The sequence below is a fragment of the Pseudomonas sp. GL-B-19 genome (assembly GCF_019956415.1).
In the GTDB taxonomy this organism is placed as follows: Bacteria; Pseudomonadota; Gammaproteobacteria; order Pseudomonadales; family Pseudomonadaceae; genus Aquipseudomonas.
In genome coordinates this window covers 17,326-34,153 of record NZ_JAHBDK010000010.1, presented here as the reverse complement: position 1 = coordinate 34,153, position 16,828 = coordinate 17,326, and the positions used below count along the sequence as shown (strand labels likewise).

Genomic DNA, 16,828 nt, shown 5'->3' with positions numbered 1-16,828 from the left:
TGTGTGGGAATTCAGGGAGGGCTGAATCGACCAGGATTTTGCAGCGATAGCGATGATCATGGCGTTGCGAGCTGCTCTCGCATAATCGGAGACGTTCTTCTATTTTTCCGGCGTGAAATAGCTCTTTTCAATAGCTTTGCGGGTCGAGGCAATGATTTCCTTGCGAGTTCGTTCTTTCTCGACTGCTCGGGACAGGACTAGCGCTCCCACACATTGAGCGATGACGGCCCATGCCGCATTAGGGCTACCGAGACGATCGGCCCAGGCTTTCTGTATTTGCTTCAGGCCTTTTTCGACGGCCACCCGTACCTCCGGTTCGGCGCGCGCAATCTCTCCACCCAAGGCTGGAAGGACACAACCTTCTTCTGGATGAAGGACATGAAAGGTACTTAGGTAGTTGCGTAAACATTGCTCCAGCTGGTCGCCTGATGCGTTTTGTCCACCAGCCAGCATTTCGCTGCTGTTTCTAATCTCATCCTCAATCACTGCCTGAAACAGCGCCTGCTTTGAGGGATTGTCACGCAAAACCCTGAGCAAACTCTGGAGTCTTGGCTCGTCGCTTATCGCGATGAAGGTAAGCGCGGCCTGGGTCGAATCGAGAAGAATGACTATTTGTTTGATCCGGGCTTCTGCAACTTGGCCTCGGGCTGGGAGAAAGGCATCGTCGCGAGTCCTGGTTGCCGCCGTTTCCCCTCACACGACGATACGAGCGTGATCGAGACTCCACGGGGCGTTTTGAGGCGTAGGGGGCGCGAGCAATGTCGAATGTCTCGATCTGATCGACGGAAATTTGACTGTTTTTTATAGGGTGGTACGCCCGCCAGCCATTGTTTTGCATAACCGGCCGGCAGGTGGAAGTCAGTTGGTGACCAGCAGTTCCGGGCCGAGGTAGTTGTTGATTTGCTCGATATCGTCGTCGCCCAGACTGCCCACCGAGGACGCCAGACGCAGGTGCGACATCAAATAGCGCAACTTGGCCTCGAACAGATCGTGGCGCGCAACGAAGAGCAACTCTTCGGCATTGAGGACGTCCACGTTGGTGCTGGTGCCGCCCTCTTTGAAGCCTTTGCGTGTCGAAATCAGTGAGCGTTCGTTGGACTCTACGGCTCTCTCCAGCGCGTGAATACGTTTGGCGCCACTCTGTATGCCGCGAAACTCACGGGTGGTTCCGGAGATGACTTCCAGTCGTGTGGCGTCGAGTTCGTCCATGGCCTTATCGCTATTGGCACTGGCCTGGCGTGTCAGTGCGCTGACGCCGCCACCGCTGAACAGCGGGAAATTGACTTCCAGCCCGATTGAGCCGTAGTGGTTGCGTTGATTCAGTTCGGAGAGAGATTGGCTCTGGCCCGCGGTATAGCCGGCAATGAAATCCAGTGTTGGCCAGTGGCCGGCCTTGGCGCGCTTCACTTCTTCTTCGGCGAGGTCGCTGCTATAACGGCGCGCGTGGATCAGCGGGCTATCGGTCTGGGCTTTGACCAACCAGTCCTGCAGGTTGCTCGGCAGCAGCGGCGGTGTATCGAAGCTCGGACGTAAGGTCGTCAGCGATTCGGGGGTTTCACCGATATATTCCTCAAGTTTGCTGCGCGCGTTGACCAGGTTGTCCTGCGCTTCGATCAGTTCGGCATCGGCGAGGTCGCGGCGAGCGACCGACTCGTCGATGTCGGTGATGGTGCCGGCCCCCAGCTCCATGCGTCGTTTCGCCGAGGCGAGTTGCTCGTCGAAGGCGCGCAGCTTGGATTTGGCCAGGACGATGGTTTCGCTGGCCAGGAGCACATCAAAATAGCTTTCGGCCAGACGCACCGCGGCGTCCTGCGTCTTGGCATCGAACACCGCGACGCTGTAGTCGGCACGCTGCTGACCCTGGCGGTACTCGGCCATCTTCTGTTTGTTGAACAGCGGCTGGCGCAGGCGCACGTTAGCGCCCTTGGAGGTGTAGTCCAGATCATTGTCAACGCCGTTCTGGCGTTGGGAGCCATTGACCTTGTTGTCGTAGGCCGAGGCATTGATCTGCGGTAGCAGGCCGGCCGTGCCGATGGCGCGGTTTTCCGAACCGGCCTCTTTTTCATGCACGGCGGCGCGGTAGATAGGGCCCTGGAACTGCAACAGGTCCCAGGCTTGCTTGAGGTCCATGGCGCTGGCCGGTAAAGCCAGCCCTAGCAGGCAGAGGAACAGGCAATGACGTCCCATTGATTTCATTGTTCCTTGAATGAGCTGTCCACACGGTCGAGCATTGGTTTAAGAAGATAGCTCATCATGTTGCGTTCGCCAGTCTTGATGGTGACGGTAGCGGGCATCCCGGGGCGAATGTGATTGGTTCCCAGCAGGCCCATGCCATCGGGCGTGACTTCCACCTGGGCCAGATAGAACGGCTCCTTGCTTGCCTCGTCGAGCAGGCGGTCAGCGGAGATGGTCTTCACGCGGCCGGGGATGTTGGGCGTCCGGGCATGGTTGAAGGCCGGGAAGGCAATGTCCACGGCCAGGCCGGGGACCATCTTGTCGATGGCCTGCACGGGGATCATCGCGTCGACCTGCAGCGGCTCGTTGAGCGGAACGATGTCCATGATCTTGAATCCGGGTTGAATGATCCCGCCGACGGTGGCAATGCTCAGGGCCTGGACCATGCCATCGATCGGCGATCGAATCACGGTATGGGTCACTTCATAGTCCAGCGCGCGCAAGCGGTCGGCCAGGGTGGTGTTTTCCTTGGCGGTGTCGGTCAGTTGCGATTCGACTTCCTTCAGGTAATCGTGCTGGCGCTGCAGGATGCGCAGTTTGATTTCGGTGGTCTGGCTGCGCACGCGAGCGATGTTGTTGAGGTTCTCGGCCTGACCGGCGGCGAGGTCGGCATTGCTGCGTTCCAGCTCAAGCAGGCGGTTGCGCGGCACATAGCCTTCGGCCGCCAGCACGCGGGTGCCTTGTAGTTCCTGGTTGAGGAAGTTGATCTGCGAGCCGCGGGCGCTATAGACCTGCTGCAGGCCCTTGAGCTGCACCGCCGACGCCGCCAGGTTTTCCTCCAGGATGCTGATTTCGCCAGCGAGACCGGCGCGCCGGGTGTCCAGCAGGCGCTGTTGCAGATCCATGGCGGCCATCAGGCGCTGGTCACCCCTGAAGCGCTTGAGCAACTCGGGATCGAAGTTCACCACGGCGCGGTTGTCACGTTCCGCTTCCAGGCGGTTTTCCACCGTCTTGCTGACGATGTACTGGGCGCTGACCGCACCTTGTTCGGCAAGGGCACGCAAGGAGTCGAGGCGCACCACTTCCTGACCTTTTGCCACGACATCGCCTTCTTGAACGAGAATCGCCTCCACGGTCCCCCCGCTGAGATGCTGCACGGCTTTGCTTTTGCTGGTGACTTTGACCGTGGCTGTGGCTACCACGCCGGCATCCAGCGGCGCCAGCCAGGACCACAGGAGGAAACCGCCGAAGCCGGCGATCACCAGCCAAATGCCCCAGCGCGCGGGTCTATGGATGTTCAGATCCACCACGTTCTTGGGATCGATATGAATCATCTCGGTGTGTTGGCTCATTTGCATGATCGATCACTCCCGTGATTTGACGGAGGCCAGCGGAGTTGACACGCCTGCAGGCATTACAGCGGCCTTGCGCAGCGCTGCGAATACTTCGTCGCGCGTGCCGAGCATCTGCACGGCGCCGTCACGCAGCATCAGCACCTGATCGACGGCGCAGAGCACGTTGGGACGATGGGAAATCAGAATGACGGTGGCGCCACGCTCCTTGAGTTTGGCCAGCGCATCGACCAGGGCCTTTTCGCCGACGTCGTCGAGGTTGGCGTTCGGCTCATCCAGCACGATCAGATTGGGTTCGCCATACAGCGCGCGGGCCAAGGCGATGCGTTGCTTCTGACCACCGGAAAGCGGGCTGCCATCGGTGCTCAGGCGAGTGTCATAACCCTGAGGAAAACGCAGGATCATCTCGTGCACTCCAGTGGTCTTGGCGGCGCGGATGACCGCTTCGCTGTCCACTTCGCCAAAGCGCGCAATGTTGTCGGCGATGCTGCCCTCGAACAGCTCCACGTCCTGGGGCAGGTAGCCGAGCCAGGGGCCAAGTTCGCCCTTGTTCCAATTGAATATGTCCGCGCCGTCCAGGCGCACCTTGCCGGCCTGTGCCGGCCAGACGCCAACCAGCAGGCGGGCGAGGGTGGATTTGCCCGAGGCGGATGGACCGATAACGCCAAGGCTTTCGCCGGGTACAAGGCTGAAGCTCACTCCGCGCAGAATGGTGTTGTTGGTTCCGGGGGAACCGGCATACACATTCTCCACCGCCAGCATGCCCAACGGCCGCTGCAGCGACATGCTCGGTGGCCGGCGCGGATAATCGCTCAGCATTTCGTTGAGCCGGCCCCAGGCCGACCGGCAGCCGAGCAGTTGTTTCCACGACGCGATGACTTGTTCCACCGGGCCCAGCGCGCGGCCGGTGAGGATTGAGCAGGCAATCATCATCCCTGGGGTGATCTTGCCTTCGATCGCCAGCAGCGCGCCGGCGCCGAGGATCAGCGACTGCAAAGTGATACGCACGAAGCGTCCGGTGCTGCTGATCATGGCGGCGCGGTCGGAGGCCAGGGTCTGCATTTCCAGAATGCGCAAATGGCTTTGGTACCAGCGCTTGCCGATCGACGGCAGCATGCCCATGGCCTCGATGACCTCGGCGTTGCGCAGGTTGTTGTTGGCGTAGCTGGAGGAGGAGAGTGCGGCCTGATTGGCTTCGGCCAACGGCTTCTGCGTTGCCTTCTCGGTCAGATAAGCCAGGCCCACCAGAATCAGCGAGCCGATCAGCGTGAGCAGTCCGAGCAGCGGGTGGATCAGATAGGCGACTAACAGGTAGATCGGTGTCCACGGCGCATCGAAGAAAGCGAACAGGCTATTGCCGGTGAGGAACTGACGAACCTGCGCGAGATCTTGCAGGGCCTGGGCCGGATTACCTCCGGCGCGGCTCAGGTTGCGCTCGAATGCGGCGGTGAAGATGCGTCGGTTGAGGTCCATGTCGAGGTTGTTGCCGACCCGGATCAGCATGCGAGTGCGGACCATTTCCAGCGTGGACATCAACATAAACAGGCCTATCACCAAAACGGTCAACATCGTCAATGTTGTGACGTTTCGACTGACCAAGGCCCGATCATAGACCTGCAGCATGTACACGGCTGGCGTCAACATCATGACGTTGATGACGCCACTGAACCCTGCCAGCGCGTAAAAACTGTGGCGCAGGCGAAAGAGCGCGTCGGCCAGTTCGGAACGAGTGCTCGACTGCTTGTGCATATGGATCTCCCCTTCGAAATGCCGGTTCCAACCAGCTCAACAGCTAACGGTAGATGTGGTTTTGTAGGCCGCTGGCCGATTCGCAGGCGGGTCGCTCTATTGGCGATTCTTGCGAAATCTCTGCGGTGCTCCCGCAAGCAAAAGCGTAGGTCGTAGCACAACACTCTGAAATAACATTTTGCTCTATAGCTGCTGTGAAAAACCCATAAGTCACTTAAAAACAGTCAGTTATATGTCATATGGCCGGCTGTCTGTTTTTGCGGCGTAAAATTGACATTCTTTTGCGATGGAACTTTAGTCTTAGTTATACGGGGGGGGCGCCTGCCTGGAGCTTGCCATTACTTTGGCAACGCAAGGCGCGGTGATTTCCCTGAAGGAGCAAAACATGTCGATCATTTCGTTCTATTGCAGAGTGACGGGGCCGTTCAGGAAGTTCGCCATAACTTCCAGTTTCCATGGCCCACCCACGGCTCGGATTTGCTCTGCCTGATCTTCCGGCGAGCACTACATTCCGCGAATTTCAGGTGCATATCCCGGGGAACGGCTTTGCCTTTTCCGCGCCTGCTCTCGCCCAAAAACAAAACCATAAAACTGCGCAAGCCAGCACCTGACTGGGCGTGGGTGGATGTTTATCGTCCCGTGCCTTTCTCCATAAAGATCGAGGGCAATAAAAATGGCTGATTTCAACAAAGCGGACCTGGAGTTCATCCTGAAGCAAATCTTCATTGCAGAGGCGCATGCCGACGGCGCCAGCCTGAGTGATTTGCTACCCAATAGTCAGGTGCCGTTCGGCCTGCGTACCGTGGATGGCAGCTTCAACAACCTGGTCGCCGGGCAAAGCGAGTTTGGCGCCGCGGACAATTCCTTCTTGCGACTGCTTGATCCCCAGTATCAAAACGCGGCTTACGCTGGGACTGGCCCGGTGACCGACCCGCAGCCACGGATTATCAGTAACCTGATCGTCGACCAGACCGCCAATAACCCGGCAGCGGTAGCGGCGAGCGGCGGTGCGGCCCCGGTGATCAGCCCCGGTCTGGATGGCGTGTTCGGCACGGCCGACGACAAGGAAGTGTTCTTCATCCCCAACGTGTCGGCAGACGTCGGTTTGACCGCCGGTTTCAACTCGTGGATGACCTTCTTTGGTCAGTTCTTCGACCACGGTCTCGACCTGGTCACCAAGAGCAGTAGCGACTTCGTGTTTATTCCGCTGCAGCCGGACGATCCATTGTTCGTACCGGGCGGCTCGACCAACTTCATGGTGCTGCCACGTGCAGTGCGTACTGCCGGCGCGGACGGAGTGCTCGGAACTGCCGATGATGGCCAGGCCAACACCACCTCGCCGTTCGTAGATCAGAGCCAAACCTACAGCTCGCACCCCTCGCATCAGGTGTTCCTGCGTGAGTACGTTATCAACGCGGCAGGTGACCCTATTGCAACGGGGCGCTTGATTACCAACCGCGATCTGGGCGGCGATGGCAAGTTCGGCACTGCCGATGATGGCGACGGCACAGATGGCGGCATGGCGACCTGGGCAGTGGTCAAGGCCCAGGCCCGCGACATTCTCGGTATCAACCTGACCGACGCCGATGTGCACAGCGTGCCGCTGCTGGCAACCGATGCCTATGGCAACTTCATCCGGGGACCGGGCGGCATGCCGCAGGTGGTGATGAAAGGGCTTGACGGTATTGGCGGCACGACGGATGACTTCCTGCTCGAAGGCAACCGGGATGCTCCGATCAGTCTGGCCAACGCCGTGAGCGCCGGGCATGGCTTCCTCGACGACATCGCCCACAATGCCGCGCCAGTCGTCGTCGGCGGGGTTTTGCAGGCGGATGCTGACGCCGACATCGGCAATGCGCAGCCTGTTGGTGCGGGTGGCAACAACCTGACTTATGACAACGAATTGCTCGATGCTCACTACATCGCCGGCGATGGCCGGGCGAATGAGAACATCGGCCTGACCACCGTGCACCATGTGTTCCACTCCGAGCACAACCGCCTGGTCGAGCAATCCAAGCAAACCATCCTGACCTCCGGCGATCTGGCCTTCCTCAATGAGTGGCTGATAGACGACGTGACCGCAATACCCACTACACCTGCCGGAATCGCGGCGTTGGTGTGGGACGGCGAACGCCTGTTCCAGGCCGCCAAGTTCGGCACCGAGATGCAGTACCAGCACCTGGTGTTCGAGGAGTTTGCGCGGACCGTTCAGCCACAGATCGACGAATTCCTTGCGCCCAACGGGTATGACACCTCGATCAACCCGGCCATCCTCGCCGAGTTCGCCCACGTGGTGTACCGCTTCGGTCACTCGATGTTGACCGAGACCGTCGATCGCTTTGACCCCTTGTTCAATCCGCTCCTGACTGACCCGAACAACCCGGACTCGCAACTCGGCCTGATCGCAGCCTTCCTCAACCCGCTGGCGTTTGCCGGTAGCGGGGCGACTGCGGACGAAGCGGCAGGGGCGATCATTCGCGGCGTGACCCGTCAGCTCGGCAACGAGATCGACGAGTTTGTCACCGAAGCGTTGCGCAACAATCTGCTCGGTCTGCCGCTCGATTTGCCGGCCCTGAACCTGGCGCGTGGTCGCGACACTGGCATCCCCACGTTGAATGAGGCGCGGCGTGAGTTCTACGCTTCAACCGGCGACAGCCAACTCAAGCCGTACATCAGTTGGGCTGACTTGGTGGACAACCTCAAGCACCCCGAATCGTTGGTCAACTTCATCGCTGCCTTTGGTACGCATGACACGATTACGGGGGTGAGCACGCTGGCAGCCAAACGCGCTGCAGCCGCGGCGCTGGTATTCGGTGGCGCCGGTTCGCCGGCTGACCGCCTGGACTTCCTCAATAGCACCGGCTTCTATGCCAACCTGGCAAATGGGGCAACCATTACCGGCGTTGATGACATCGACTTCTGGGTCGGTGGCCTCGCCGAGGAGAAAATGCCGTTCGGCGGCATGCTCGGCTCGACGTTCAACTTCGTGTTTGAAACCCAGCTGGAGGCGTTGCAGAACGGCGACCGCTTCTACTACCTGTCGCGTACCGCGGGCCTGAACTTCGGCACCGAGTTGGAAAACAACTCCTTTGCCAAGTTGATGATGCTCAACACCGATGTCACCCACCTGTCGAACACCGTGTTCCTGACGCCGACGTTCACCCTCGAAGTGAATCAGGCCAATCAGTTCACCGGCCTTGGCGCGGACCTCAAAGCCGATCCAACGGGCGGCATCATGATCAACGGTGTGGAAGTCGTGTCGCTGGTGATCCGCGACAACCCCGACACCCCAGGTCTGGACAGTAATTATCTGCAATACACCGGTGAAGACCATGTCGTGCTGGGCGGCACCGCTGGCGACGACATCATTATCTCCGGTGACGGCGATGACACCGTTTACGGCGACGAAGGCAATGACCGCCTCGAAGGCGGTGCGGGGAACGATGCGGTTCTTGGCGGTGCGGGCGATGACATCATCACCGACTCGTTCGGCGACAACCGTATGGAAGGTAATGCCGGTAACGACGTGATCGTGGTCGGTAGCATGCTTGCTGCAGGCAACCTGATCCTGGGTGGAGATGGCCAGGACTTCATTGTCACCACGGAAGACATCACCACGACCTTCGGTGGTCGGGGTGACGATTTCATCCTCGGTGCCAAGACCAACCTGCCACCTACCGGCAACGAAGGGGATGACTGGATCGAGAAAGGCACCCAGGACGGCGCGCCTGGCGATAACTTCTCGCCGTTGCTCAATGACGATGTGATCGGCAACGACATCTTTGTCGGTGGCGGTGGCTTCGACGAAATGATCGGCGAGGGTGGCGATGACATCTTTGTCGGCAGCGATGCGCAGGACAAGATGGACGGCATGTCCGGTTTCGACTGGATAACCTACAAAAATGACAAGTACGGCGTGACCGCTGACCTGTCACTGGCCGCGCTGGCGCAGCCACACGGGAACGCGCCAAATCAGAACGCCGGGATATTCAATCCGGTCGGCGCCTCGCCGGCCTCGATACTCGACCGTTTTGCCGAGGTCGAAGGCTTGTCCGGTTCGAACTTCGCCGATGTGCTCAAAGGCGATAATGTTGATGCTGATACGATCATCAACCACGGTGGTGCCACGGGCAGTGCGCTGACCAATGTGGCGTTGATCCGCGGACTGGAGCAGTTTCTGTCCGATGCCGGTTTGCCAACCACTGGTTTTGCCACTGGCAATATCATCCTCGGTGGCAATGGCAGTGACCTTATCGAAGGTCGCGGCGGCGATGATCTGATCGATGGCGACAAATGGATCAACGTCAGAATTGCGGTGTATGCCGCTGGCGACGTCGACCATACCGGGCCTGAGATCGCCTCCTTCGACAGCATGGTCGATATGATTCCGTTCATGCTGGACCGCACCTATAACCCGGGTCAGCTCAAGGCCGTGCGCGAAATTCTGCCCGGCACCTCAACGGGCGGTGCGGCCTTCGACACCGCCATTTACTCCGGGGTACAGGACGAGTATGTGGTGACTCGTGACACCCGTGGCACGGCCACTTTGGCGGACGATGTCTGGACGGTGGCAGATACCGTAGCGGGTCGCGACGGCACCGATACCCTGCTGCATATCGAACGCTTGCAGTTCGCCGACACCCAGCAAGTGCTGGTGACGGGGCTCAATGCCCAACCGGTTAACAGTCCGACCATCACGGATGGAAACGGCGGGGCAATCACGGTGGGCGACACGCTGAGAGTCAGTGTGGCCGCGGTGCGCGATAACGACAACATCGCGGCGGGTAACCCGACGGGTACGCTCAACAACTCCTCGGTGTCCTACTACTGGCAGTTCGAGGCCAATCCTGGCAGCGGCGTATTCGAGGACATCATTCTGTTACCGGCCGGCGACCTGGCGTTCCAGAGTGCCGACGGCACCGCGTTCAAGGTCTCTCCGGACCTTGCCGGGCTGTCACTGCGGGTCAAGGCGATCTACCAGGATGGTCATGGCACGACTGAAATAGTGTTCTCGCAACCGACTGCCGTGGTAGCTCCCGGCGCGCCGGTTGTGCCGACGGCGCCGACACCTGTGGTCGATGCCACGGCGGGTGGCGAAGGCCTGCACATGGTCCGCTCCGACCTCAACTTCATTCTCGATCAGATCAAGATTGCCGAGGCTGAAGCGGACGGTCAGGACATTCTCTCGCTGATCCCGAATATCCGCGCGCCGCTGGGTCTGCGTGCGGTCGATGGGTCGAACAACAACCTGCTGAACCTCAATGGCAACAACAACACCCAGTTTGGTGCTGCCGATAACGTCTTTCCGCGCTTGACCGATCCGGTCTTCAATCCAGCGGAAGGTGCTCCTGCCGGCTTCTTCGGCCCCGGCTCGCCAGCCATCCCGGGTTCGTCGTATGCGCAGAACAGCGGCTTTGTGTTTGACTCGCAGCCGCGCACCATCAGTAATCTGATCGTCGACCAGACGGCGAATAACCCGGCGGCCTATGCAACGGCTTACGACCCAGGTATAGACGGTGTGCTCAACTTCGGCGCGGCGGGTAACGACGACGTGCTCAAGGATGGCGTACGGATAGTCGCCAGCCCCGGCCTGGATGGTCAGTTCGGTACTACCGACGATCACGATGTGTACCTGTTCGAGAACACCGCGGCGGATGCAGGCTTGTCCGCGCCGTTTAACGCCTGGATGACCTTCTTCGGGCAGTTCTTCGATCACGGTCTGGACCTGGTCACCAAAGGCGGTTCGGGCACCATCTTCATCCCGCTGCAACCGGATGATCCGCTGTATGTGGAAGGCGGTAGCGCCAACTTCATGGTGCTGACCCGCGCGACCAACCTGCCAGGGGCGGATGGCGTTCTCGGCACGGCCGACGACATCCATGAGCAAACCAACACCACCACGCCGTTCGTGGACCAAAACCAGACCTACAGTTCGCACCCATCGCACCAGGTGTTCCTGCGCGGTTATGTAATGACCGACGACGGCCCCATAGCGACCGGTAGGCTGATCACTAACGTTGACCTGGGGGTGGATGGTAAGTATGGCGGCGGAGATGACATCGAAATCGGTGGCATGGCGACCTGGAAAGTGGTCAAGGCGCAAGCCAACGACATCCTGGGTATCCACCTGACCGATGCCGACGTCGATAACGCCCCGCTGTTGGCGACCGACGCCTATGGCAATTTCATCAAGGGGCCGAACGGCTTCCCGATGGTCGTGATGAAAGGGGTTGACGGTATTGGCGGCACGGCGGATGACGTCCTGGTCGAAGGCAATCCGAATGCCCCGATCAGCCTGACCAATGCTGTGCGCACCGGTCACCAGTTCCTCGTCGACATTAACAACAATGCAGCGCCGGTAATCGTCGGCGGGGTTCTGCAGGCGGATACTGACTCTGATGTCGGCAATGCGCAGCCACCTGGCCCAGGCGGCACCAACCTGACCTATGACAACGAACTGCTCGACGCTCACTACATCGCTGGCGACGGCCGGGTCAACGAGAACATCGGCCTGACCGCAGTGCATGCGATCTTCCACTCCGAGCACAATCGGCTGGTCGCCCAGACCAAGGACACCGTGCTCGATTCGGGTGACGTGGCCTTCCTCAACGAGTGGCTGCTCTCTCCGGTGAGCGCGTTGCCAGCCAACCAGGCTGAGATCGATGCGCTGGTGTGGAATGGCGAGCGCTTGTTCCAGGCTGCCAAGTTCGGCACCGAGATGCAGTATCAGCACCTGGTGTTCGAGGAGTTTGCGCGGACCATCCAGCCAAGGGTCGACCTGTTCTTCGCACCGACCCAGGTCTATGACGTCGACCTCGATGCCTCGATCGTCGCCGAGTTCGCCCACACCGTGTACCGGTTTGGCCACTCGATGCTGACCGAGACAGTCGATCGCTTCAACGTCGATTTCAGCGTGGTGGGCGATCCGAACAGCGCTGATCCTAATCAACAACTGGGCTTGATCGCGGCGTTCCTCAACCCGTTGGCGTACGCCGCCAGTGGGTTGACACCAGAGGATGCGACCAGTGCGATCATCCGTGGGCTGACTCGCCAGGCCGGTAACGAAATCGACGAGTTCGTCACCGAGGCGCTGCGCAATAACCTGCTCGGCCTGCCGCTCGACCTGCCGGCGCTCAACATCGCCCGTGGCCGCGACGTCGGGATTCCTTCGCTCAATGCGATTCGCCGCGACATCTACAACCAAACCGGTGATACCCAACTCAAGCCTTACAACAGCTGGGTTGACCTGGTGCAGCACCTGAAACATCCGGAGTCGTTGATCAACTTCATCGCGGCCTATGGCACGCATGACACGATCACGGCGGCGACCACACTGGAAGGCAAACGCGCCGCGGCGATGTTGCTGGTATTCGGCGATGGTGGTGTTAATGAGCCAGCCGATCGGCTGGACTTCCTCAACAGCTCCGGTACCTGGGCCAACGTAACGCTGGCCGGCAAGGATGGGGTGGCGGGTACTGCCGACGATCTGAAGGGTGTGACGATCACGGGCGTCGATGCCATCGACCTCTGGATCGGCGGCCTGGCCGAAGAGAAAACCCCGTTCGGCGGCATGCTCGGCACGACCTTCAACTTCGTGTTCGAGAACCAGCTGGAAAAACTGCAGGACGGCGACCGCTTCTACTACCTGGAGCGTACCTCTGGCCTGTCGATGAATGCGGAACTGGAAAGCAACTCGTTCGCCAAGCTGATCATGGCCAACACCTCGGCCACCCACTTGCCGGGCCTGGTGTTCTCGGACCCAGGGTTCTATCTGGAAGTGGACCAGAGCAAGCAGTTCAACGAAGGCCTGGGGAATGTCGATCCGCTTAGCAATCTCGGCGCGCAGGTGGTGTTCCGCGATAATCCGCTGACGGCGGGGCCGGATACCAACTACATCAAATACACCGGTGCAGAGCACATCGTGCTGGGCGGCACCAACGGAGCAGACATCCTCATCTCCAGTGAAGGCGATGACACGGTCTGGGGTGATGCCGGCAATGATTTCATCGAAGGCGGTAACGGCAACGACCAACTTCGCGGTGGCGCCGGCGACGACATCATCACCGACCTTGGTGGCGACGATAACATCCAGGGTGGCGACGGCAACGACGTGCTCCACGGAGGCAATGGCGTCAACCTGATCATTGGCGGGTTCGGCAACGACTTCATCGTCACCGGTGAGGACGCTTCCGAGGCTATTGGTGGCCAGGGCAACGACTTCATCCTGGGCAGCAAAGCCAACGAGCAGGACATGGGTAACGAAGGCGACGACTGGATCGAGAAGGGCACTTCGGACGGTGCACCTGGCGACAACTTCGACCCGCTCGGTAACGATCCGGTGATCGGCCACGATGTGTTCGTCGGCGGTAACGAGAACGATAAGTTCAACGGCGAAGGCGGCGACGACATCATGGTCGGCAGTCTCGGCTTCGGTGACCGCTATATCGGCGGCTCCGGCTATGACTGGGCGACCTTCAAGGGACTGGCCCAGGGCGTGACCATCGATTACAGCGACCGCTTTTTCGATGTGCCACCGGTGCCGGGTTCAGGTGCCTCGGCGCTGGTGCGTTTCGACATCATGGAAGGTCTGTCGGGTTCAGCGCACGGTGACTTCCTGCGCGGCGATAACGAAGATTCCACCTCGCTACCCACCGCGGGTGCAACCGGCAGTGTGCTGACCAACATCGGCCTGATCAATGGCCTGGCGGGTCTGCTGCCAGCCGGAGCGACGTTCTTCGACGGCGGCAACATCATCCTCGGTGGTAGCGGCAGCGACCTCATCGAAGGTCGCGGTGGTGACGACATCATCGATGGTGACAAGTGGCTGAACGTACGCATCAGCGTACGGGCGAACGCTGATGGCACTGGCGGGGAAATCGCCACGTTCGACAGCATGGAGCCGTTGGTGCCGTTTATGTTGAACGGTACTTACAACCCGGGCCAGTTGGTCATCGTGCGGGAGATTCTGACCGGCACAGACAACTTCGACACTGCGGTGTACTCCGGTATTGCGTCGGAGTACAGCGTCTCTGTCGAGGGCAGCACCGTCATCGTGACCGATCTGGTGGCAGGGCGTGATGGCGTCGATCGGTTGACGGGTGTCGAGCGTCTGCAGTTCTCTGACGTTTCGCAGACGTCCGGAGTTGGCACCGCCTCAAACATCGACCCATCGGGTCGTCTGGCGATCCTTGATGCGGACACCGGTGCGCGTGAGAATGCGCCGGTCGCCGGCCAGTTGCTGCGCGTCAGCGATCAGTCGGTACGCGACGCGGACAACGTAAGCCTGCTCAATCCGACCGGCGCGGTTACCGGTGGTGTGGCTTACTACTGGCAGGTCGAAACCATTGCTGGCTCGGGCATCTATGAAGACATCACCTTTGTCGCCGCTGGCGAGGTATCGCGGGCGATTGGCACCACCTATCAGGTGGCGGACGATGTAGCGGGTCTGAGTCTCCGCGTCCGGGCGGTGTATCAGGATGCCAAGGGTACGCTGGAAATCGTCGACTCGTCGGCGAACAACACACCGACCGCAGGGCCGACCGTCACCGGGCTTCTGGTTCAGAACCAGGTGTTGACCGCTGACACGTCGACCATCATCGACATTGATGGCCTGAGCAATCCGCAGTTCACCTTCCAATGGCAGGCGACCAACGGGGTCAGCTTTGTCGACATCGTCGGAGCCACCGGTAGCACGTTCACGCTTGGTCAGGATCAGGTTGGCGATCAGGTGCGCGTGGTGGTCAATTACGTGGATGACTTCGGTGTGGCCGAAAGCGTTACGTCCGACCCTTCGGACCCGGTTGCCAACGCCAACGATGCACCGACAGGCGCGTTGCTGATCAGCGATACGACACCGAATCAAGGTCAGGTGCTGACCGCGCTGACTGCCGGGATTGCCGATGTGGATGGGCTGGGCGCATTCAGCTTCCAATGGCAGCAAGGTAGCGGTGCTACCTTCACCGACATCAACGGCGCGACCGCTGCGACCTTCACTCCTGGTGCACCGCAGCTCAATCTGCAACTGCGGGTGATCGTGCGGTACACCGATGGCTTCGGCACGCCGGAGTCGGTGACCTCTGCGGCGACGGCGGCGGTATTGATAGTGGGTGCGGTGCAGACGGGAGACGCCTTGGCGAACATCCTTATCGGTACCGCGGGTAGCGATGTGCTTCTTGGCCTGGGCGGGAACGATACGCTCAGTGGCCTGGGCGGTGTCGACCAGTTGATTGGCGGCACTGGCGACGATTCTCTCAACGGCGGGGACGGCAACGACTTCCTGGATGGTGAGGACGGCAATGACATCCTCATCGGTGGGCTCGGCGCGGATGTCATGAACGGCGGTTCCGGGAATGACGTCTTCGAGGTGACGGATGCCGGCGATGTGGTGATCGAAGTTGCCGGGGGAGGGGCTGACACCGTCTGGACTTCCCTAAGCAGTTACACCTTGGGCGCAAACGTCGAGAACTTGTTCTTTGGCGGTACCGGCAACTCCATTGCGATCGGCAATCAGCTGGATAACGTGATCGGGGGGGGAGCCGGAAATGACGTCATCATGGGTGGTGCGGGTGCTGACGTGCTAATCGGCGGCGCCGGGAATGACGTCTTCGAGGTGACAGATGCCGGCGATACAGTGATCGAGGGCATCGGAGGGGGTGTTGACAGTGTCTGGACTTCCCTGAGCAGTTACACCTTGGGCGCAAACGTCGAGAACTTGTTCTTTGGCGGTACCGGCAACTTCACGGGGGTCGGCAATCAGCTGGATAACGTGATTGCAGGGGGCGCCGGGAATGACATCATCATTGGTGGTGCGGGTGCTGACGTGCTAATCGGCGGCGCCGGGAATGACATCTTCGAGGTGACAGATGCCGGCGATACAGTGATCGAGGGTGCCGGGGGAGGGGTTGACACCGTCTGGACTTCCCTAAGCAATTACACCTTGGGCGCAAACGTCGAGAACTTGTTCTTTGGCGGTACCGGCAACTCCATTGCGGTCGGCAATCAGCTGGATAACGTGATCGGAGGAGGGGCCGGGAATGACATCATCCTTGGTGGTGCGGGTGCTGACACGCTAATCGGCGGCGCCGGGAATGACGTCTTCGAGGTGACAGATGCCGGCGACACAGTGATCGAGGGTGCCGGGGGAGGGGTTGATACCGTCTGGACATCCCTGAACAGTTACACCTTGGGTGCAAACGTCGAGAATGCGTTCTTTGGCGGTACCGGCAACTTCACGGTGGTCGGCAATGCGTCAGACAACGTATTCGCGGGTGGCATTGGCAATGACACCTTCGTGTTCAGCGCAGGTTTCGGAAACGATCAGATTATCGGTTTCGAAACCAATCCCATCGGCGGCGGTCAGGATCGGCTCAATATTGCCGCATTCAACATCACGGCGGCGGACTTTGCCGGTAGCGTCAACGTCGCCGATGTCGGTGCGGATACCTTGGTCACCATCGGAAATGACACCATCCGCCTGGTAGGTGTGGCCGACGCAACAACCGTTACTGCCACGGACTTCATTCTGGCTACTTGAGGTCCTGGTCAGTACTGTC

Annotated in this window: 5 protein-coding genes and 1 pseudogene; 2 read left to right on the top strand and 4 right to left on the bottom strand. The window is 60.0% G+C overall.

Annotated elements, in window-relative coordinates; all coding sequences use genetic code 11:
• Positions 1 to 99: 99 nt before the first annotated feature.
• Positions 100 to 537, bottom strand: coding sequence for a TetR/AcrR family transcriptional regulator (locus tag KGB06_RS00215; protein WP_223511137.1), 438 nt, complete (start codon positions 535 to 537; stop codon positions 100 to 102).
• Between the two features lie 125 nt (positions 538 to 662).
• Here KGB06_RS00215 and KGB06_RS00210 point away from each other — a divergent pair.
• A pseudogene (locus KGB06_RS00210) lies at positions 663 to 746 on the top strand (GFA family protein); the annotation flags it as partial.
• Positions 747 to 858: 112 nt separating this feature from the next.
• Here the strand turns inward: KGB06_RS00210 and KGB06_RS00205 are convergent.
• The 3 genes from KGB06_RS00205 to KGB06_RS00195 are packed head-to-tail and all read right to left on the bottom strand — an operon-like array spanning position 859 to position 5,276.
• Complete coding sequence (locus KGB06_RS00205) at positions 859 to 2,187, bottom strand: TolC family outer membrane protein (RefSeq protein WP_223511263.1); 1,329 nt, start codon at positions 2,185 to 2,187, stop codon at positions 859 to 861.
• A gap of 5 nt (positions 2,188 to 2,192) precedes the next feature.
• Positions 2,193 to 3,533, bottom strand: coding sequence for an HlyD family type I secretion periplasmic adaptor subunit (locus KGB06_RS00200; RefSeq protein WP_223511136.1), 1,341 nt, complete (start codon positions 3,531 to 3,533; stop codon positions 2,193 to 2,195).
• A gap of 6 nt (positions 3,534 to 3,539) precedes the next feature.
• A complete protein-coding gene (locus tag KGB06_RS00195; protein ID WP_223511135.1) occupies positions 3,540 to 5,276 on the bottom strand; it encodes a type I secretion system permease/ATPase in 1,737 nt (578 codons plus the stop codon).
• Between the two features lie 673 nt (positions 5,277 to 5,949).
• Between KGB06_RS00195 and KGB06_RS00190 the strand changes: the two genes are divergently transcribed.
• Positions 5,950 to 16,809 carry a peroxidase family protein gene (locus KGB06_RS00190; protein WP_223511134.1) on the top strand — a complete coding sequence of 3,620 codons (10,860 nt, stop codon included), beginning with the start codon at positions 5,950 to 5,952 and terminating at the stop codon, positions 16,807 to 16,809.
• Positions 16,810 to 16,828 lie beyond the last annotated feature (19 nt).